Raw genomic sequence first — 19,369 nt, forward strand, 5'->3', positions numbered from 1 at the left:
GGGAGCCGGCGGTCCGGCCGCGCGGCGCAGCAGGGCTAGGTGCGCAGCCAGACCGCCGTGTCCCGTGGCAGCAGCCCGTCGTCGAGGGGGCCGCTGCCGATCAGGACGTCTCGGTGTGCCGGGAGCGGCACGGGCTCCGCGGCGAGGTTGACGACGCAGACGAAGTCGTCGGAGCGGGCGAAGGACAGCACGCCAACGGGGGCGTCGAGCCAGCGCATCGGGCCGTGGCCGAGCCCCGGCTCGCCGCGGCGCAGCCGCAGCGCGTCGCGGTAGAGGCGCAGCATCGAGCGCGGGTCGTCCTCCTGGCGCTCGACGGCGTACGCGCCCCAGCCCGCCGGCTGCGGCAGCCACGGCTCGGCCGGCGCGCCGCCGCTGCCGCCACTGTCGCCGCCGCCGTCCGCGGGCGTACCGCCGCCGGGGGACCGGGTGCCCGCGTCCGCCGGGTCGCTGAACCCGTACGCGGGTCCGTCCGGCCGCCACGGCAGCGGCACCCGGCAGCCGTCCCGCCCCGGGTCGCGGCCCTCGGAGCGGAAGTGCATCGGGTCGACGATGCGGTCCCGCGGCACCTCCGCCTCCGGCAGGCCCAGCTCCTCGCCCTGGTAGAGGTAGACGGAGCCGGGCAGGGCGAGCGAGAGCAGCGCCGCGGCGCGCGCCCTGCGGGTGCCGCGCACCGGGTCGGTCGGGGTGCCGAAGCGCTTGGCGGCGAAGTCGAAGCCGGTGCCGGGGGCGGCGTCGTCGCGGCCGTAGCGGGTGACGGTGCGGGTCACGTCGTGGTTGCACAGCACCCACGTCGCGGGCGCGCCGACCGGCGCGTGGTACTCCAGCGTGGTGTCGATGGACGCGCGCAGCTCGGCGGCGTCCCAGGGGCGGGCGAGGAAGTCGAAGTTGAACGCGGTGTGCAGCTCGTCCGGGCGCAGGTAGCGGGAGAAGCGCTCCGGCTCCGGCACCCACAGCTCGCCGATGAGCACGCCGTCGTACTCGTCGGCGATGGCCCGCCAGGAGCGGTATATCTCGTGCAGCTCGTCCCGGTCGACGTACGGGTTCGGCTCGCCGCGCGGGTCGTCCTCGTCCCAGTCGGGCAGCTCGGGGTCCTTGGCGAGCAGGGCCGCGGAATCGATGCGTACGCCCGCCGCGCCGCGCTCGAACCAGAAGCGCAGCACGTCCTCGTGCTCCCGGCGCACCGCCGGGTGGGCCCAGTTGAGGTCCGGCTGCCGCTCGGAGAACAGGTGGAGGTACCAGTCGCCGTCGGCGTGCCGGGTCCAGGACTCGCCGTTGAACTGGGAGGGCCAGTTGTTCGGCGGCAGTTCGCCGCCGGGGCCGCGGCCGGGGCGGAAGTGGAACAGCTCGCGCTCCGGGCTGCCGGGCCCCGCGGCCAGCGCGGCGCGGAACCAGGGGTGGGCGTCGGAGACGTGGTTGGGCACGACGTCGACGATCGTGCGGATGCCGAGGGCGCGCGCCTCGGCGATCAGCTTCTCGGCCTCGTCCAAAGTGCCGAACGCGGGGTCGATCGCCCGGTAGTCGGCGACGTCGTAGCCGCCGTCGGCCATCGGCGAGACGTACCACGGGGTGAACCAGATGGCGTCCACGCCCAGCTGGGCGAGGTACGGCAGCCGGGCGCGGACGCCAGCGAGGTCGCCGGTGCCGTCGCCGTCGCCGTCGGCGAAGCTGCGTACGTAGACCTGGTAGATGGCGGCGTCGCGCCACCAGCTCGTATCCGACACTGAATCCCTCACAGGAAATCCCTACTGGTTCAGGAAGAGGGCCCTCACCGTCAGCCCTTGAGGCTGCCGGCGGTCAGGCCGTGCATGATGTTGCGCTGGAAGACGAGGAAGATCACCAGCGTGGGCACCGAGGCGATCGCGAGGGCCGCGATGAGCTGGTTCTCCGGAACGCTCGCGCCCAGCGAGTAGATGCCGACGTTGAGGGTCTGCTTCGACGGGTCGGGCAGGGTGAGCATCGGCCAGAGGAAGTCCTTCCACACGGCGACGACCGCGAAGATCGAGACGACGCCGAGGATCGGCCGGGACATCGGCAGGACGATGGACCGCAGGGTGCGCATCGGCGATGCGCCGTCCATGGCGGCGGCGTCCATCAGCTCCCGGGGGATGGAGTCGAAGAAGCGCTTGAGCAGGAAGATGTTGAAGGCGTTGGTGACCGCCGGGAGCCAGATCACCCACGGTGAGTTGATGAGGTTGCGCTCCACCAGCGGCACGTCGAGCACCGTGAGGTACTGCGGTACGACGAGCACGGTGGCCGGGATCATCAGCGTCGCGAGCATCGCGCCGAGGATCGCCTTGCCCAGCACCGGGCGGAGCTTGGACAGCGAGTACGCCGCGGCCACGTCGAAGACGAGCATGAAGGCCAGCGCGCCGAAGGCGTACACGCAGGTGTTCAGGAGCAACTGGGCCAGGTCCAGCACACTCCACGCCTCGGAGTAGTTCTCCGGCCGGACCTCGCCGGGCACGAGCGTCGGCGGGGTCTGCGCGAACTCCTGGGAGGACTTCAGCCCGCTGGTCGCCATCCAGTACAGCGGCCCGATGAACGCCAGCGTGAAGACCACCATGACCAGGGCGAACGCGCCCCAGTACAGGGCCTTTCCGCGCGGCCTGGCCAGCACCGCCGGCGAGATCAGCGTCCTTTGTGATTCGGCCATCTGGGATCTCCCGGCTTCAGTCTTCGCTGCTGCGGTCGAGGCGGACGAACACGGCGGAGAAGACGGCGAGCACCAGCATCAGCACGACCCCGAGGGCCGCGGCGCTGCCGTAGTTGTTGAACGTGAAGGCGTACTGGTAGATGAGCTGGACGACGGTCAGTGTCGAGTTCTCCGGGCCGGCGCCGCCGGTGAGCAGGAACGGCTCCACGAAGACCTGCATCGTGGCGATGATCTGCATCAGCAGCATCAGCGACAGGATGAGCCGGGTCTGCGGGATGGTGACGTGCCAGATCTTGCGGAACAGGCCGGCGCCGTCCAGCTCCGCGGCCTCGTACAGCTCGCCCGGGATGCCCTGCAGCGCGGCCAGGTAGATCAGCGTGGCGGCGCCCATGTTCATCCACGTCGCGGCGATGACGACGGACAGCATCGCGGTGTCGCTGGACTGGAGCCAGTCCTGCGCGGGCAGTCCGAAGGTCTCCAGGACGCGGTTGAAGAGCCCGTAGCCCGGGTCGTAGAAGTACTTGAAGAGCAGCACGGAGGCGACGGGCGGCAGCATCACCGGCAGGTACACCAGCACCCGCAGGTACGCGCGGCCGTGCCGGAACTCGTTCAGCACGATCGCGACCGCGAACGGCACGGCGAAGCCGAGGAGCAGCGCGAGCCCGGTGAAGGCGAACGTGTTGCGCCACGCCTGCCAGAAGGCGGGGTCGTTGAAGATGTAGCTGAGGTTCGACCAGCCCGCCCAGACGGTCTCGCCGTCCTCGTTCTTCTGGAAGGCCAGGATGAACTCCCGGACCATCGGATACCAGGAGAAGAGGCCGAAGCAGAGCACGGCGCCGATGAGGAAGCCGTGGGCGGTCAGGTTGCGGCGCAGCGCGCGGCCGAAGCTCTCGCGGCTCGCGCGCCGCCGGCCGGCGGGCCGCCCCTTCGCGGGGGCGGCCGGCCGGGACAGTGTGGGCGCCGCCATGGCTACTGGTTCGCGAGGACCTGGTTGACCTGGTCCTCGGCGGTGTCGAGCAGCCCTTGGGGATCGGCGTCCTCGTTGGTGAGCACGCCCGACATCACCGTGTCGAGGACCTTGTAGATCTCCTGGGCCTTGGGCGGCTCGGCGCGGCCGGGTACCGGGTCGTCGCGGAACGGCTGGAAGTTCTCGACCGGCATCGTGGAGTGCTCGGCGCGCAGCTCGTCGTCCTGCTGCTTGCTCGCGCCCTTCCAGAAGTCCGGCTGCGGCAGCCCGACGGGCAGTCCGTCGGCCTTCGTCCGCGCCCACTCGAACTGGCCCTTGCCGGGGGTGAGGAACTTGAAGTTCAGCCAGGCGATGGCGGCCTTGATCTGGTCGGGCGAGCTGCCCTTCTTGATCAGGTAGTCGTTGCCGCCGAAGAGGGTCGCCTCGCCGCCGGGCATGGGGCCCATGCCGTAGTCGGCGTAGTCGCCGCCGAGCTGCTGGACCATGTACGTGATGTCGTCGGGCGCGGCGAGGAACATGCCGAGCTTGCCGGACGCCATCTGCTTCTGCAGGTCGCCCCACTTGAGCAGCTGGGTCTTGCCCATGCTGTCGTCCTCCCAGCGCATCGCGTGGAGGTTCTCGACGTATTCGAGGCCGGTCTCGTCGTTGAACGCGGCCTTGGTGGTGTCCTCGGAGACGATGTCGGCGCCGAGTCCGTACATCGATGCGGTGAAGTGCCAGCCGCCGTTGTTGCCGGCGCTGTACTCGCCGAAGCCGCTGATGCCGTCGCCGAGGCCGGCTATCGCCTTCGCGGCGGTGCGCACCTCGTCCCAGGACGTCGGCGGCTTGTCGGGGTCGAGGCCTGCCTCCTCGAAGAGCTTGCGGTTGATCAGCAGCCCCATGGTGTAGTTGCTGGTCGGCAGCCCGTAGAGCTTGCCGTCCTCCCGGAGGACGTCGAGGACCTGCGGGTCGATGTCCGCGAGCGCCGGGACGGTCTCGTCGTTGACGTACGCGGTGATGTCCGCGGCGCCGTCGTTGTCCAGCACCTGCTGGAGGTCGGTGAAGTACGTGTAGAAGGCGTCCGGCTGGGACTTGGCCTTGAGCATGGCCGTGAACCGCGGGGGCTCCAGACAGGGGTCGGTCTGCTTCCCCTTGATCGTGACGTTCGGGTACTCCTTGTTGAAAGCCGCTACGTCCTCGTTCCACTCCTTCAGCTCGGCCTTCTCGGCCGCCGGCGGCATGCAGTCGATCGTCAGGGTGACCTTGGTCTCCGGGTCCAGCGGGGCGGCGGCGTCGGCCGGATCGGCCGCGTCGTCCCCGCCCTCGTCGGAGCTGGAGGTGCCGCAGGCGGCGACGAGCGCCAGGGCGGCGCTGACGGCGAGGGCGGCGCTGGTACGGCGGAACCCGGTCTGTCTCATCTCGGTGACCCCTCTGGGCATGAGCGGGAAGCCACGGCTGCACGCTGCCGTGGCGCGCACACTCAACCACCGTCGACAGGTCTTCGCAATATGTCGCGCGGAAATTGCAAGAATGAGACTAGAAGTTGAAGATCCTTCACCGCGCCGGGCCGGTGGAGCCGCGCACCACCAACTCCGGCTCGAACAGCAGCTCGTCGGCGGCCACGGGGGCGCCGCCGATCTGCGCCGACAGCAGCTCGACCGCCGCGCGGCCCATCGACTCGATCGGCTGCCGCACGGTCGTCAGCGGCGGGGACGTGCAATTCATGAACGCCGAGTCGTCGTACCCGACCACGGACACGTCCCCCGGCACGTCCAGGCCGCGCCGCCGCACCGCCCTGATCACCCCGAGGGCGAGCGGGTCGCTGGCGCAGACGAAGCCCGTGACGCCGTCCTCCAGCATCCGCGTCGCGGCCGCCTGCCCGCTCTCCAGCGAGTACTGCGCCCGCGCCACCCGGGACTCCGGCAGCTCCAGGCCCGTCTGCCGGGCCAACTCGTCCGCGGCGGCGAGCTTGCGGGCCGACGGCACGTGGTCCGCGGGGCCCAGCAGCATGCCGATCCGGCGGTGGCCGAGGGATGCCAGGTGGCGCCACGCCTGCTCGACGGCGACCGCGTCGTCGCAGGAGACGCGGGGGAAGCCCAGGTCCTCGATGGCGGCGTTGATCAGCACCACAGGGATGCGCCGCTCGGCCAGCCTGCGGTAGTGCTCGTGCGGCGCGGCGGACTGCGCGTACTGGCCGCCGGCGAACACCACGCCGGAGACCTGCTGTTGCAGCAGCAGGTCCACGTACGCGGCCTCGGAGACGCCGTTCTTCGTCTGGGTGCACAGCACCGGGGTCAGGCCGAGCTGGGCCAGCGCGCCGCCGACCACCTCGCCCAGCGCGGGGAAGATCGGGTTCTGCAGCTCGGGCAGCACCAGGCCGACCAGCCGGGCGCGCTCGCCGCGCAGTTGCGTGGGCCGTTCGTAGCCGAGCACGTCGAGGGCCGACAGCACGGCCTGCCGGGTCGCCTCCGACACCCCGGGCTTCCCGTTCAGCACGCGGCTGACGGTGGCCTCGGAGACCCCCACCTTCTTGGCAACCTCAGCAAGTCGTCGAGTCATGGACGCAAGATTAGCGCAAGAAACGCAAGCTGCTTGCGGTGGGTTCCGGACCGGCCCGTTCCGGCCGCACCCTCGCCGCGCCCACGCCGCCACCGTACGCACCCGGGGGCAGCTGCTCCGCGGGACCCCGGGGGCGCGCGGGGCGCGGAGGCATCACCGGGACGGACGGGCCCCGCGGGACGGGGCGTTGAAGAACGGTTAGGCTCACCTTCGTGAGTACGTGCGCGACCGCCTCCGGAGAGCTCGCCGAACCGCTCGCCGGGACCGCGGCCGTGGCCGCGACCTGGCTGCTGGTCGAGCAGACCGGCCCGTGGGGGAAAGAGGCGCTGACCCAGAGCCACCTCGACCCCGAGATCGGCAGTGCCCTGGAGGAGCGCGCCGAGGGCACCGGTGTGCGCGTCGCGCTCATCCGCCGCCCCGGCCGCCACGCCGACGTCCGCCGCCCCGCCAGCCGCCGCGTCCTCGCCGCCCACACCGCCCCCGGCGGCACCTGGATCCGGACCACCGACGTCCGCGACCCGGCGCACCTCCTCGACCTCGATCTCGCCGCACTCGGCAGCGGCGAGCACGCCGGCTTCGACGCCGCCCTCGGCGCCGGCCCGTACCGCGGTGACCCGCTCGTGCTCGTCTGCACCAACGGCCGGCGCGACCGCTGCTGCGCGCTCCTCGGCCGCCCGCTCGCGGCCGACCTGCACGCCGCCGGGGGGACCGCGGCCTGGGAGATCACGCACATCGGCGGCCACCGCTTCTCGCCCACGCTGCTCCTCCTGCCGCACGGCTACGCCTACGGCCGCATGACCCCGCACGCCGTCAAGGAGGTCGTCGAGTCGCTCGCCTCCGGGCTGGTCGTCCCCGACGGCTGCCGCGGGCGCTCGACCTGGGAGCGCCCCGGGCAGGCGGCGGAGCTGGCGGTGCGCCGGCTGACGGGCGCGTACGGCGCGGACGACCTTGCCGTCGTACGCACCGAGAGCGACGGCGAAGGCGGGGGCGACGGCTGGCGGGTGACCGTCGAGCACCGCGACGGGCGGACCTGGGACGTGCCCGTCGCCCCCCTCGCCGCAGCGACCGCCACCCCGGCGAGCTGCGGCGCCGCGCCGCTGCCGCAGACGCACATGGCCGCGGGGGCGCCGAGACCGCACTGAGCCCGAAGCCTCCATCGAATGACTACTGTGAGTAGTCGTATGCGGCTACCCTGGGGCGGGTGCGTGGGGATGCGCGTGGGGATGTGCGTCCGGGGGAGTGCCCGTAGCATCCCGGTCGGTTACGGTTCGCGCTCATGGGCGCAACGTCGACCGCACGCCGCGGCCAGCCCCGCGGCCCCGGCCGGCGGCTCGGCTGGCCGCGCCGTGTCTCCTCCCAGATCCTGCTCATGCAGCTCGCCCTGGCCACGGGCGTCACCATCCTCGCCGCCGCGCTGTTCCTCGCGCCGTACAGCGACGAGCTGGACCGGCAGGTGATGCGCCGTGCGATGGCCATCGCGCAGAGCACCGCCGTCGAACCCGGCCTCGCCGAGGCGCTGCTGACCACCCCCGCGGAGCCGGCGGGGCCCGTGCAGCGCCGCGCTGAGCGGATCCGCAAGGCCACCGGCGCCGAGTACGTCGTCGTGCTGGACAACCGCGGTGTGCGCTGGTCCCACACCCGGCCCGAGCGCGTCGGCCACCGCGTCTCCACCGACCCCTCCGCCGCGCTCGCCGGCGAGGAGTGGATGGGCATCGACACCGGCACCATGGGGCGCACCGCCCGCGGCAAGGTGCCGCTCTACGACCGCGAGGGGCGGATCGTCGGCGCCGTCTCCGTCGGCATCCCCTACGAGGGCGTACGCGACCGCCTCATCGCCGCGGTCCCCGGCGTGCTGGCGTACGCGGGGGGCGCGCTGGCCGTCGGCGCGCTGGTCGCCTTCGCGCACTCCCGCCGGCTCCAGCGCCGCACCCGCGACCTCGCGTTCTCCGACATAGCCGCCCTCCTCGACGAGCGCGAGGCGATGCTCCACGGCATCCGCGAGGGCGTCGTCGCCCTCGACGGCGGCGGCCGGCTGCGGCTCGTCAACGACGAGGCCGCCCGGCTGCTCGGCATCGACCCCGAGCACACCGGCCGGCCGCTGGACGACGTGCTGCGCCCGGGCCGTACCGCCGACGTGCTCGCCGGCCGGGTCGCCGGCTCCGACCTGCTGACCGTCAGCGACGGCCGGGTGCTCGTCGCCAACCGGATGCCCACAGCCGACGGCGGCGCCGTCGCCACCTTGCGCGACCGTACGGAACTGGAGCAGCTCGGCCGCGAACTCGACTCCACCCGCGGCCTCATCGACGCCCTGCGCGCCCAGGACCACGAGCACGCCAACCACCTGCACACCCTGCTCGGGCTGCTGGAGCTGGGCATGGCCGAGGAGGCCACCGAGTACATCGCCGAGGCCGCCGGCGCCCGCCGGGCCACCGCGGAGCAGGTCACCGGCCGGATCCGCGACCCGCTGCTGGCCGCGCTGCTCGTCGGCAAGGCGACCGTCGCCGCGGAGCGGGGCGTGCCGCTGGTGGTGACGGGGGAGCTGCCGGACCGGGCCGTCGACCCGCGCGGGCTGGTCACGATCGTCGGCAACCTCGTCGACAACGCCCTGGACGCGGCGGTGGGTTCGCCGGCCCCGCTGGTCGAGGTTGACCTGCGGGCGGACGGCGAGACGGTGCGGCTGCGGGTCGCCGACTCCGGGCCCGGGGTGCCGGCCGAGCGGCGCGAGCTGGTCTTCGCCGACGGCTGGACGACGAAGGAGCCGCCCGCGCACGGCAGGCGGGGCCTCGGCCTCGCGCTGGTACGGCGGCTCGCCGAGCGGCACGGCGGCCGCGCGGAGGTCGGCGAACGGGCCGGCGGGGGCGCGGAGTTCACCGTCGTGCTGCCGGAGGCGCTGGCGCCGGCGGCCGGGCGCGTACCGGGCCGCCGGCTGCCGGCCCCGTAGCCCGGGCCGCCGCCCCCGCCCCGCCACGCCGCCGTGCCCGCCGCGGCCACGCCGCTACGCCGCCCCCGCCCCGGTCAGCGCCCGGACCTCGGTCTTCGCGTGCCGTACCGGATCGGCGGGCTCCGCGGACGTGACCGTGCCCAGCCAGCCCGCGAGGAAGCCCAGCGGCACGGAGACCAGCCCCGGGTTCTGCAGCGGGAAGACGTGGAAGTCCACGCCTGGGAAGAGGGCGTCCGGGCTGCCCGAGACCACGGGCGAGAACACCACCAGCAGCACCGCGGGGCCGAGGCCGCCGTACACCGCCCACAGCGCGCCGCGCGCGGTGAAGCGGCGCCAGAACAGCGCGTAGAGCAGCACCGGCAGGTTCGCCGAGGCCGCCACCGCGAACGCGAGCCCCACCAGGAACGCCACGTTCAGGTCCCGGGCCAGCAGCCCGAGGCCGATGGCGAGCGCCCCGATGACCGCCGCGGCCACCCGCGCCACGGCCACCTCGCCGGCGCCCGCGCCGTCCGCGTCCCCGGCCGTACGGTCCCCGCGGCGCCGCGCGCGGGAGCGGCGCACCGTCGCGTACAGGTCGTGGGCCACCGACGCCGACGACGCCAGCGTGATCCCCGCGACCACCGCGAGGATCGTCGCGAACGCGACGGCCGCCACCACGGCGAAGAGAACCGTGCCACCGGTGGAGGCCGCGCCGCCGCCGAGGTCGAGCGCCAGCAGCGGCACCGCCATGTTGCCCGACGGGTCGTCCGCGCGCACCGCGTCGCCGCCCACGAGCGCCGCGGCGCCGAAGCCGAGCACGATCGTCATCAGGTAGAAGCCGCCGATCAGCCCGATCGACCAGACCACCGAGCGGCGCGCGGAGGTGGCCGTCGGCACGGTGTAGAAGCGGGCCAGGATGTGCGGCAGCCCCGCGGTGCCGAGGACCAGCGCGATGCCGAGGCTGAGGAAGTCCAGCCGGTCGGTGACCCCGCCGCCGTACGCCAGGCCCGGAGCGAGGAAGTCGGCACCGTGGCCGCTGCGCCCGGCCGCGGACTCCAGCAGCGCGCCGACGTCGCCGTGGAAGCGCAGCAGCACCAGCACGGTGAGCGTGAGCGCCCCGGCCAGCAGCAGCACGGCCTTGACGATCTGGATCCAGGTCGTCGCGCGCATCCCGCCGAGCACGACGTACGTCACCATCAGCGCGCCCACGCCCGCGACCGCCGCGGTGCGCGCGCCGGTGCCGGTGTGGCCGCCGGCCAGCAGCGCCACCAGGCTGCCCGCGCCGACCATCTGCGCGACGAGGTACAGCACCGAGACCGTGACCGACGAGATGCCCGCAGCGAACCGCACCTGCGGCCGGCGCAGCCGGGAGGCGACGACGTCGGCGAGGGTGAACCGGCCGCAGTTGCGTACGAGTTCGGCGACGAACAGCAGCACGACGAGCCACGCGACGAGGAAGCCGACGGAGTACAGCACGCCGTCGTAGCCGTAGAGGGCGATGAGGCCGGAGATGCCGAGGAAGGAGGCGGCGGACATGTAGTCCCCGGAGATGGCGAAACCGTTCTCCATGGGGGTGAACAGCCGCCCGCCGGCGTAGAACTCCTCCGGTGAGCCGTGCCGCCGCCGGCCCGCCCAGAGCGTGATGGCCAGCGTCAGCGCCACGAAAGCGCAGAACAGCAGCAGCGCGAGCTTCTGGTGCTCCCCGGTCACCGGCCCGGCTCCCGCGGCGGGTTGCTCCGGGAGTCCACGTAGCCGTCGGCACGGCGGGTCCGCATGGCGATGTCCCAGCGCAGGTCGAGTGCGGCCGGGTCCCGGCGCAGCCGGGCGTGCCGGGCGTACGCCCAGGTGAGCAGGAACGTCGTCGCGAACTGGCCGAGGCCGGCGAGCAGCGCGACGTTGACCGGTCCTGCGACCCGGCGGCCCATCAGCTCGGGGGCGACGGTGGCGGCGACGACGTACGACAGGTACCAGGCGAGGAACGCGAGCGCGGCCGGCACCACGAACCGGCGGTACCGGCGGCGTACGCGCTGGAACTCGGGGGTGGCGTGGACGGCGAGGTACACGTCGTCGTCCGGCTCGGCCCAGGCGTCGCCGTCGCGCGCGCCGGACTCCGCGCTCTCCGCGGCCCGGGGCGGCGGCACGGCCGGGGCTGGCTCCGGCTCCGGCTCCCAGCCGTCCCAGCCCCAGCCGGGGGCCGGTGCGGCGGGGGCGTAGAGCTGCTCGCGCCGGTCGGTCGGCACCGACCGGGCAGGCCACGGCGACACGTCCGGCCAGGGCGGCCCGTCCGGCCGGCCGGACCAGTCCGGCCGGTCGGACCACGGATCGTGGAGCGGGGCTGGCGGGGCCTCCTCGGGCCCGAGGGGGTTGTTCACCGGAGTGCTCTCCTCGCTCGGCGGGGTTGCCGACAGCCCAGAATGAGCAACGCGGGGAGATCACAGACGGGGCATTCCAGACCCTTCACACCTTCAGGCGATAGCCCTGGCGATTTCTGCCACCTGGGCATTGCCTCCTGTACACACGACCGCGACGCGCTGCCCGGCGAAGGCGTCCGGGTGCGCGTGGAGCGCCGCGTACGCGGCGGCCCCCGCGCCCTCCGCCAGGGTGTGCGCGTCGCGCATCAGGCTGCCCTGGGCACGGGCGATCGCCTCGTCGTCGACGAGGAGGAAGTCCGCGAGCCCGGCGCGCATCAGCGACTGCGGCAGCGCGAAGCCGGTGCCGGTGGCGAGCCCCTCGACGCGGGTGCGGTTGGGGCGTTCGACGAGGCGGCCCGCGCGCCACGACTCGTACGCCGCCGGGGAGGCCTCCGCCTGCACCGCGACCACCCGGCAGCGGGGCGCGACGGCCGCCGCGACCAGGCACGCGGCGGCGGCCCCGCTCCCGCTGCCGACGGGGACGAGCACCGCGTCCAGGTCGGGCGCCTGCTCGAACAGCTCCAGGTACGCCGTGGCCACCCCGGCGACGATCTCCGGCTCGTCCGCGGCGCTGACCAGCCGGGCGCCGCGCTCGGCGGCCAACCGCGCGGCGTACGGGCCGGCTTCGTCGAAGGTCGCGCCGTGCTCGATCAGCTCCGCGCCGAGGGCGGTGACGGCGCGGGCCTTGCCGGGGTTGGGGCGCTCCGGCATCACGATCGTGCACGGCGCGCCGTACCGGGCGGCGGCGTAGGCGAGCGACTGGGCATGGTTGCCGGTGGAGTAGCCCACGATGCCGCGGGCGCGCTCCTCTCCGGTCATCGAGGCGAGCAGGGTGAGTCCGCCGCGTACCTTGAACGCGCCCGTCGGCTGGGTGTTCTCGTGCTTGACCAGCAGGGCCGAGGCCGCGCCCCGGTCCAGCGCGGGGTACGACCACAGCGGGGTGGGCGGCAGCACGTCGCGGATCAGCCGGCGGGCGAGCAGGGCGTCGGTGACGCTCGGAGTCCTCATGGCACCCCACGCTGGCACCGGGCGGCGCCCGGGTCCAACGAAAATCGGCCCGAGCGCCCGGCCGGCGCCCCGCCGCCCGCACCGCGGGCCGGCTACACCGGCCCGGCCACCGCCGTCACCTGCTTCGCCAGCGGCGTCCCCGAGCCGTCCCGGCGCGGGTCCGGCTCCGGCAGCTCCACCGGCGCACCCGTACGCCCCGCCGCGCGGGCCGGCACCGGCCCCGCCCAGGCGAACGTCAGGCCGTCCTCGCCCTTCAGGAACCGCTGGCAGCGCACACCGCCCGTCGCCCGCCCCTTCCGCGGGAACTGGTCGAACGGCGTCAGCTTCGCCGTCTGCACCCACGCACCGTCCAGCGCCCCGGTGGAGCCCGCGACCGTCAGCACCGCCGCGTCCGCCGCGGGGTCGACCACGTGGAACGCGACGACCTTCGCCCCCGAGGCCAGCTTCACGCCGGCCATGCCGCCCGCCGGCCGGCCCTGCGGCCGCACCTGCCCCGCGGGATACCGCAGCAACTGCGCGTCGCTGGTGACGAACACGAGGTCCTCCTCGCCGGTGCGCAGCTCCGCCGCGCCGACGATCCGGTCGCCGTCCTTGAGCGCGACGACCTCCAACTCCTCCTTGTTCGCCGGGTAGTCCGGCACCACCCGCTTGACCACGCCCTGCTCGGTGCCCAGCGCGAGTCCCGGCGAGGACTCGTCGAGCGTGGTGAGGCAGACGACCTTCTCGCCGTCCGCCAGCGTCAGGAACTCCGACACCGCCGCGCCGCCCGCCAGGCTGGGCCGGGCCGCGGTCTCCGGCAGCACCGGCAGGTCGATCACCGACACCCGCAGCAGCCGGCCCTGTGAGGTCACCGCCCCGATGTGCGCCCGCGACGTCGTCGGCACGGCGGAGACGATCACGTCGTGCTTGACGCGCTTCGCGGGTGCCGGCTCGCCGAAGGGGTCGCCGTTGGCGGTACGGGCCAGCAGCCCGGTGGACGACATCAGCACCCGGCACGGGTCGTCGGACATCTCCAGCGGCACCGCCGCGGCCGGCTCCCCGCCGGCCTCCAGCAGCACCGTGCGGCGCTCGCTGCCGTACTTCTTCGCCACCGCCGACAGCTCCCCGGACACCAGCTTGCGCAGCTCCGCGTCCGACTCCAGGATCCGCGTCAGCTCGGCGATCTCCGCCGTCAGCCGGTCCCGCTCGGCCTCCAGCTCCAGCCGGTCGAACTTCGTCAGCCGGCGCAGCGGCGTGTCCAGGATGTACTGCGTCTGGGTCTCGGAGAGCGAGAAGTGCCCGATCAGCCGCTCCTTGGCCTGCGCGGCGTTCTCGCTGGCCCGGATGATGCGGATGACCTCGTCGATGTCGAGCAGCGCGACGAGCAGGCCCTCCACCAGGTGCAGCCGGTCGCGGCGCTTGGTGCGCCGGAACTCGCTGCGGCGCCGCACCACCGTGAAGCGGTGGTCGAGGAAGACCTCCAGCAGCTCCTTCAGGCCCAGCGTGAGCGGCTGGCCGTCGACGAGCGCGACGTTGTTGATGCCGAAGGTCTCCTCCATCGGCGTCAGTTTGTACAACTGCTCCAGCACAGCCTCCGGGTGGAAGCCGTTCTTGATCTCGAAGACCAGCCGCAGGCCGTGCTCGCGGTCCGTGAGGTCCTTCAGGTCGGCGATGCCCTGCAGCCGCTTCGCCCCGATGAGGTCCTTGACCTTGGCGCGGACCTTCTCCGGGCCGACGGTGAAGGGCAGCTCGGTGACGACGATGCCCTTGCGGCGCGCGGAGACCTGCTCCACCGTCGCGGTGGCGCGGATCTTGAAGCTGCCGCGGCCCGTCTCGTACGCGTCCCGGATGCCGTCGAGGCCGACGACCCGCCCGCCGGTGGGCAGATCGGGACCCGGCACGTACCGCATGAGGGTCTCCAGGTCGGCGCCCGGATGCCGGATGAGGTGCCGCGCGGCGGCGACGACCTCGCCGAGGTTGTGCGGCGGCATGTTGGTCGCCATCCCGACCGCGATCCCGGAGGCGCCGTTCACCAGCAGGTTCGGGAACGCGGACGGCAGGGCGACGGGCTCCTGCTCGCTGCCGTCGTAGTTGGGGACGAAGTCGACGGTGTCCTCGTCGATCGACTCGACCATGAGCGTCGCGGCGGGCGCCGGGCGGCACTCGGTGTACCGCATGGCCGCGGGCGGGTCGTCGTTGCCGAGGGAGCCGAAGTTGCCGTGGCCGTCGACCAGCGGCAGCCGCATCGAGAACGGCTGCGCCGTGCGCACCAGCGCGTCGTAGATGGCGGAGTCGCCGTGCGGGTGCAGCCGGCCCATCACCTCGCCGACGACGCGCGCGCACTTCACGTACGACCGCTCGGGGCGCAGGCCCATCTCGTTCATCTGGTGCAGGATGCGGCGGTGCACGGGCTTCAGGCCGTCGCGGGCGTCGGGGAGCGCGCGGGAGTAGATGACCGAGTACGCGTATTCAAGGAAGGAGCCCTGCATCTCGTCCACGACGTCGACGTCGAGGATCCGCTCTTCGAACTCCTCAGGCGGCGGGGCACTGCTTCTGCGGCGGGCCATCTCGGCTGCTGCTCCTCATCGGCTCGTTCACGGGCGGTCGGCGTGCGCCCCCATTGTGGACCCACGCGCCGACATCGCCGACCACGACCCGGCGCACTGCCCCCGGCATACAGTGGGGGCGCGACACCGGACGTCCGGTGTCCCGCGTACAGCAGCGATCGAAGGGACTCCATGCCCATGGGTCAGACGGCCACCCCGCAGGCCAACTCAGGCGGACTGACACTGGAAGAACACCGCTTGGACAACGGGCTGCGGGTCATCCTCTCCGAGGACCATCTCACGCCCGTCGCCTCGGTGTGCATCTGGTACGACGTGGGCTCGCGCCACGAGGTGGCCGGCCGCACCGGCCTCGCCCACCTCTTCGAGCACCTGATGTTCCAGGGCTCGGCGCAGGTCTCCGGCAACGGGCACTTCGAGCTGGTGCAGGGGGCCGGCGGCTCGCTCAACGGCACCACGAGCTTCGAGCGCACCAACTACTTCGAGACCATGCCGGCCCACCAGCTCGAACTGGCGCTGTGGCTGGAGGCCGACCGGATGGGCTCGCTGCTCACCGCGCTCACCGAGGAGAGCCTGGACAACCAGCGCGACGTGGTGAAGAACGAGCGCCGGCAGCGGTACGACAACGTCCCGTACGGCACGGCGTTCGAGAAGCTCGCCGCGATGACGTACCCCGAAGGGCACCCGTACCACCACACGCCGATCGGCTCGATGGCCGACCTGGACGCCACCTCGCTCGCGGACTGCCAGGAGTTCTTCCGCACGTACTACTCGCCGAGCAACGCGGTGCTCTCCGTCGTCGGCGACATCGACCCGGCGCAGGCGCTCGCCTGGGTCCAGCGGTACTTCGGCTCCATCCCCGCGCACGAGGGCAAGCAGCCCCCGCGCGACGGCTCGCTGCCCGACACGCTCGGCGGCGCGCAGCGCGTGCCGCTCGCCGAAGAGGTGCCGTCGCGGGCGCTGATGGCCTCGTACCGGCTGCCCGAGGACGGCACCCGCGAGGCCGACGCCGCGGACCTGGCCCTGACCGTGCTCGGCGGCGGCGAGTCCTCCCGGCTCTACAACCGCCTGGTGCGCCGCGACCGGCTCGCGGTGGCGGCCGGGTTCGGGATGCTGCGGCTCGCCGGCGCGCCGTCGCTCGGCTGGCTGGACGTCAAGGCGTCCGGCGGCGTCGAGGTGCCCGCCATCGAGGCCGCCGTCGACGAGGAGCTGGCCCGCTTCGCCGAACAGGGGCCCACGCCCGAGGAGATGGAGCGGGCGCAGGCGCAGCTGGAGCGCGAGTGGCTGGACCGGCTGGCGACCGTCGCCGGCCGCGCGGACGAGTTCTGCCGGTACGCGGTCCTCTTCGGCGACCCGAAGCTGGCGCTCGGCGCGGTCGAGCGGATCCTCGGCGTCACCGCCGAGGAGGTGCAGGCCGTCGCCAAGGCGCGGCTGATCCCGGAGAACCGCGCGGCCCTCGTGTACGAGCCCACGGCACCGGCGGCCGACGAGGCTGACGCCGACGAGAACGCCGGCGCCGCGGGCGCCGCGAGCACCGAGGAAGACGAGGTTCAGGCGTGACCGCCGAGACGACCAGCACGATGACCTTCCACCCCCGCCCGCAGGGCGGCGAGGCCCGGCCCTGGGCCTTCCCGGCCCCCGACCGCGCCACCCTCGCCAACGGGCTCACGGTGCTCACCTGCCACCGCCCCGGCCAGCAGGTCGTCGCCGTCGAGGTGTGCCTGGCCGCGCCGCTGGACGCCGAGCCCGCCGGGCTCGACGGCGTCGCCATGATCATGGCGCGGGCCTTCTCCGAGGGCACGGACACGCACACCGCCGAGGAGTTCGCCGCGGAACTGGAGCGCAGCGGCGCCACCATGGACGCGCACGCCGACCACCCCGGCGTCCGCGTCTCCCTGGAGGTGCCCGTCTCGCGGCTGCGCCGCGGCCTGACGCTGCTCGCCGACGCGCTGCGCGCGCCCGCCTTCCCGGACGACGAGATCGAGCGGCTGGTCGCCAACCGGCTCGACGAGATCCCGCACGAGCTGGCCAACCCCGGCCGGCGCGCCGCGATGGCGCTGTACGCCGAGCTGTTCGACGCCGGCGACCGCCTCTCGCGCCCCCGCTGGGGCACGGAGGAGTCCGTCGCGCGGATCGACGCCGCGTCCGTACGGGCCTTCTACGACGCCCACGTCCGGCCGGCCACCGCCACCGTCGTGGTCGTCGGCGACCTGACCGGCGCCGACGTCGGCGACGCGCTGGCCGCCACGCTCGGCACCTGGTCCGGCACGCCCGCCGAGGCCCGCCCGCTGCCGCCGGTGGCCGCGGACGACACCGGCCGGGTCGTCATCGTCGACCGCCCGGGCGCGGTGCAGACGCAGATGCTCGTCGGCCGCGTCGGCGCCGACCGGCACGACGCCGTCTGGCCCGCCCAGCTCCTCGGCACGTACTGCCTCGGCGGCACCCTCACCTCCCGCCTGGACGTCGTGCTGCGCGAGGAGAAGGGCTACACCTACGGCGTACGGGCCTCGGCCCAGTCGCTGCGCTCCCCGGCCGACGGCACCGGCGCCGCGCTGCTGGCCATCGGGGGCTCCGTGGAGACCGACGTGACGGGTCCGGCGCTGGCCGACACCTGGCAGGTGCTGCGCTCGCTGGCCGACGGGCTGACCGACGCCGAGCGGGACGCGGCGGCCGACTTCCTGGTCGGCGTGGCCCCGCTGCGGTACGAGACGTCGGCCGCGGTCGCCGGCACGCTGGCCGACCAGGTCGAGCAGCAGCTCCCGGACGACTACCAGGCCGTGCAGTACGCCCGGCTCGCCGCCACCGGCACGGTGGAGGCCACCGCGGCGGTGCTGAGCGCCTTCCCCACGGACCGGCTCGTCACCGTCCTCGTCGGCGACGCGGAGAAGATCGCCGAGCCGGTGCGGGGGCTGGGCATCGGCGAGGTCAGGGTCGTCTCGGGCTGACCGCCGGCTTTTCCGCGCAGTGCGGTAAAAGGCCGTAGCAGTCCGGAAAGAGCCCGGCGGTTCCGCCGGGCTCTTTCGCGTTCCTGCCGTTATTCGCATTCCGCTGCCATACTGTTCACCCGGCGGCGCTGAGGGGCGTGGATGATGCGGTGTGCGCGGTGAACGGCGGTATTTCCCAGGCGGTGTGCACGGCGGTCCGCGACGACATCGTCTCCGGATTCTTCGCCCAGGGCGCCCGGCTCGCCGAGGAGCACCTCGCGCGCCGGTACGGCGTCTCGCGGGTGCCGGTCCGCGAGGCGCTGCGCACGCTGGAGTCGGAGGGCTTCGTCACCACGAAGCGGCACGCCGGCGCCTGTGTCGCCGAGCCCACCGCGCAGGACGCCGCCGACCTGCTGGAGATACGCGCGCTGCTGGAGCCGCTGGGCGCCGCCCGCGCGGCCCAGCGGCGCACGGAGGCCCATCTGAAGGTGCTGCACGGCCTGGTGCGCCTGGGCCGGGAGCGCGCCGAGCGGGGGCACGTCGCGGAGCTGCCGTCGCTGAGCACGTGGTTCCACGAGACGCTGGCGCAGGCCACCGGCAGCCGCAGCCTGGCCGCGCTGCTGGTGCAGGTGCGCCGGAAGGTGTCCTGGCTGTACGGGCCCTCGCCGGCGGTGCGGACGGTGGAGGCGTGGGACGAGCTCGGCGCGCTCGCCGACGCCGTGGCGCGGGGGTACGCGGAACGGGCCAGGGGGCTGGCGGCGGCGCACCTGGAGCGCTCGACGGCCGCGTACGAATTGCGGAGAACCGTGCGGGTGAGTTCCCGGAAACATGCCGTAAACACGGGAAGCGATCAGCCGTAACAATGACGTGCCCGGTGGAAATCGGCGGTGCGGCGGAAAGCCGGGCCCGCGGGGAATTCGCACTGCGGTAATCGGCCAATTCCGCCCGGCGGTGCGTGCGGATTCGACCGCCTGCGTACGTCAGACGGCCTCGGGCAGCTCGTCCAGGCCCTCCTGGACCAGCCGCGCCAGCCGGTCGAGCGCGGGGTCGGAGGCGTCGTCCTCCGAGGCGAGGACGATCTCGTCGCCGCCCTTGGCGCCCAGGCCGAGCACGGCCAGCATGGAGGCGGCGTTGACGGCGTTGCCGTCGGCGGCCTTCGCGATCGTCACCGGGACGCCGGCGGCGGTGGCCGCCCGTACGAAGATCGACGCGGGACGGGCGTGCAGGCCCTCGGCCCAGCCGACGGTGACGCGGCGCTCAACCATGGTGTTGCCCTTCCATCGTTCTAGTTGTCTAGACCATCCTTGCACGCGCGCCGAACCGGCCGGACCGTGGCCGGCCTGTGCTTTGCGTCCCCGAGCAGGCCTGTGCCGCCCGCCCCGGCCGCCCGCCGGGCCCGGCACGC

Annotated in this window: 15 protein-coding genes; 5 read left to right on the plus strand and 10 right to left on the minus strand. The window is 73.7% G+C overall.

Going from position 1 to position 19,369, the window contains the following annotated elements:
• Positions 1–35: 35 nt before the first annotated feature.
• From LG396_RS36915 to LG396_RS36935, 5 genes are all read right to left on the minus strand, one after another.
• Positions 36–1,721, minus strand: a complete 1,686-nt coding sequence (locus LG396_RS36915; RefSeq protein ID WP_225798065.1) for a glycoside hydrolase family 13 protein — start codon at positions 1,719–1,721, stop codon at positions 36–38.
• Between the two features lie 50 nt (positions 1,722–1,771).
• On the minus strand, positions 1,772–2,653 hold the full coding sequence (locus LG396_RS36920; RefSeq protein WP_037730083.1) for a carbohydrate ABC transporter permease: 882 nt from the start codon (positions 2,651–2,653) through the stop codon (positions 1,772–1,774).
• 16 nt (positions 2,654–2,669) lie between these two features.
• Positions 2,670–3,620 (minus strand): carbohydrate ABC transporter permease, encoded by a 951-nt coding sequence (locus LG396_RS36925; protein WP_018853418.1) that lies wholly within the window; start codon positions 3,618–3,620, stop codon positions 2,670–2,672.
• Between the two features lie 2 nt (positions 3,621–3,622).
• Positions 3,623–5,017 carry an ABC transporter substrate-binding protein gene (locus tag LG396_RS36930; protein WP_018838136.1) on the minus strand — a complete coding sequence of 465 codons (1,395 nt, stop codon included), beginning with the start codon at positions 5,015–5,017 and terminating at the stop codon, positions 3,623–3,625.
• A gap of 136 nt (positions 5,018–5,153) precedes the next feature.
• Positions 5,154–6,158 carry a LacI family DNA-binding transcriptional regulator gene (locus LG396_RS36935; protein ID WP_026276443.1) on the minus strand — a complete coding sequence of 335 codons (1,005 nt, stop codon included), beginning with the start codon at positions 6,156–6,158 and terminating at the stop codon, positions 5,154–5,156.
• A 212-nt stretch (positions 6,159–6,370) separates the two neighbouring features.
• Between LG396_RS36935 and LG396_RS36940 the strand changes: the two genes are divergently transcribed.
• Positions 6,371–7,300, plus strand: a complete 930-nt coding sequence (locus LG396_RS36940) for a ferredoxin family protein (protein ID WP_225798049.1) — start codon at positions 6,371–6,373, stop codon at positions 7,298–7,300.
• Positions 7,301–7,434: 134 nt separating this feature from the next.
• Entirely contained in the window at positions 7,435–9,099 is a 1,665-nt protein-coding gene (locus tag LG396_RS36945) for an ATP-binding protein (RefSeq protein WP_018838149.1), read from the plus strand.
• Between the two features lie 54 nt (positions 9,100–9,153).
• Here LG396_RS36945 and LG396_RS36950 read toward each other — a convergent pair whose 3' ends face one another.
• From LG396_RS36950 to LG396_RS36965, 4 genes are all read right to left on the minus strand, one after another.
• Positions 9,154–10,788 (minus strand): monocarboxylic acid transporter, encoded by a 1,635-nt coding sequence (locus LG396_RS36950; protein ID WP_225798050.1) that lies wholly within the window; start codon positions 10,786–10,788, stop codon positions 9,154–9,156.
• A complete protein-coding gene (locus tag LG396_RS39875; RefSeq protein WP_225798051.1) occupies positions 10,785–11,450 on the minus strand; it encodes a DUF485 domain-containing protein in 666 nt (221 codons plus the stop codon). Before LG396_RS39875 ends, LG396_RS36950 begins: the two co-directional genes overlap by 4 nt.
• A gap of 93 nt (positions 11,451–11,543) precedes the next feature.
• Complete coding sequence (locus LG396_RS36960; protein ID WP_037745168.1) at positions 11,544–12,497, minus strand: threonine ammonia-lyase; 954 nt, start codon at positions 12,495–12,497, stop codon at positions 11,544–11,546.
• A 92-nt stretch (positions 12,498–12,589) separates the two neighbouring features.
• Positions 12,590–15,043, minus strand: a complete 2,454-nt coding sequence (locus tag LG396_RS36965; RefSeq protein WP_225798052.1) for a DNA gyrase/topoisomerase IV subunit A — start codon at positions 15,041–15,043, stop codon at positions 12,590–12,592.
• Between the two features lie 177 nt (positions 15,044–15,220).
• Here LG396_RS36965 and LG396_RS36970 point away from each other — a divergent pair, with 177 nt between their 5' ends.
• The 3 genes from LG396_RS36970 (at position 15,221) to LG396_RS36980 (ending at position 18,824) form a co-directional block, all read left to right on the plus strand.
• Positions 15,221–16,600 (plus strand): M16 family metallopeptidase, encoded by a 1,380-nt coding sequence (locus LG396_RS36970; RefSeq protein WP_051102899.1) that lies wholly within the window; start codon positions 15,221–15,223, stop codon positions 16,598–16,600.
• A 20-nt stretch (positions 16,601–16,620) separates the two neighbouring features.
• The gene (locus tag LG396_RS36975; RefSeq protein WP_051102902.1) at positions 16,621–17,985 is read left to right on the plus strand and encodes a M16 family metallopeptidase; all 1,365 of its coding nucleotides are present in this window, start codon (positions 16,621–16,623) and stop codon (positions 17,983–17,985) included.
• A 149-nt stretch (positions 17,986–18,134) separates the two neighbouring features.
• Complete coding sequence (locus LG396_RS36980) at positions 18,135–18,824, plus strand: GntR family transcriptional regulator (protein ID WP_225798066.1); 690 nt, start codon at positions 18,135–18,137, stop codon at positions 18,822–18,824.
• A 120-nt stretch (positions 18,825–18,944) separates the two neighbouring features.
• Here the strand turns inward: LG396_RS36980 and LG396_RS36985 are convergent, their stop codons facing one another.
• The gene (locus tag LG396_RS36985) at positions 18,945–19,229 is read right to left on the minus strand and encodes an HPr family phosphocarrier protein (protein WP_018838157.1); all 285 of its coding nucleotides are present in this window, start codon (positions 19,227–19,229) and stop codon (positions 18,945–18,947) included.
• Positions 19,230–19,369 lie beyond the last annotated feature (140 nt).

The sequence above is a fragment of the Streptomyces aculeolatus genome (genome assembly GCF_020400605.1).
GTDB classification, from domain to species: domain Bacteria; phylum Actinomycetota; class Actinomycetes; order Streptomycetales; family Streptomycetaceae; genus Streptomyces; species Streptomyces aculeolatus.

Bases quoted from the DNA above. Each gene is read 5' to 3' on its own strand.
- LG396_RS36930 (WP_018838136.1), bottom strand. From the start codon at position 5,017: ATGAGACAGACCGGGTTCCGCCGTACCAGCGCCGCCCTCGCCGTCAGC.
- LG396_RS36945 (WP_018838149.1), top strand. From the start codon at position 7,435: ATGGGCGCAACGTCGACCGCACGCCGCGGCCAGCCCCGCGGCCCCGGC.
- LG396_RS36965 (WP_225798052.1), bottom strand. From the start codon at position 15,043: ATGGCCCGCCGCAGAAGCAGTGCCCCGCCGCCTGAGGAGTTCGAAGAG.
- LG396_RS36975 (WP_051102902.1), top strand. From the start codon at position 16,621: ATGACCTTCCACCCCCGCCCGCAGGGCGGCGAGGCCCGGCCCTGGGCC.
- LG396_RS36960 (WP_037745168.1), bottom strand. From the start codon at position 12,497: ATGAGGACTCCGAGCGTCACCGACGCCCTGCTCGCCCGCCGGCTGATC.
- LG396_RS36925 (WP_018853418.1), bottom strand. From the start codon at position 3,620: ATGGCGGCGCCCACACTGTCCCGGCCGGCCGCCCCCGCGAAGGGGCGG.
- LG396_RS36985 (WP_018838157.1), bottom strand. From the start codon at position 19,229: ATGGTTGAGCGCCGCGTCACCGTCGGCTGGGCCGAGGGCCTGCACGCC.
- LG396_RS36920 (WP_037730083.1), bottom strand. From the start codon at position 2,653: ATGGCCGAATCACAAAGGACGCTGATCTCGCCGGCGGTGCTGGCCAGG.
- LG396_RS36935 (WP_026276443.1), bottom strand. From the start codon at position 6,158: ATGACTCGACGACTTGCTGAGGTTGCCAAGAAGGTGGGGGTCTCCGAG.
- LG396_RS36970 (WP_051102899.1), top strand. From the start codon at position 15,221: ATGGGTCAGACGGCCACCCCGCAGGCCAACTCAGGCGGACTGACACTG.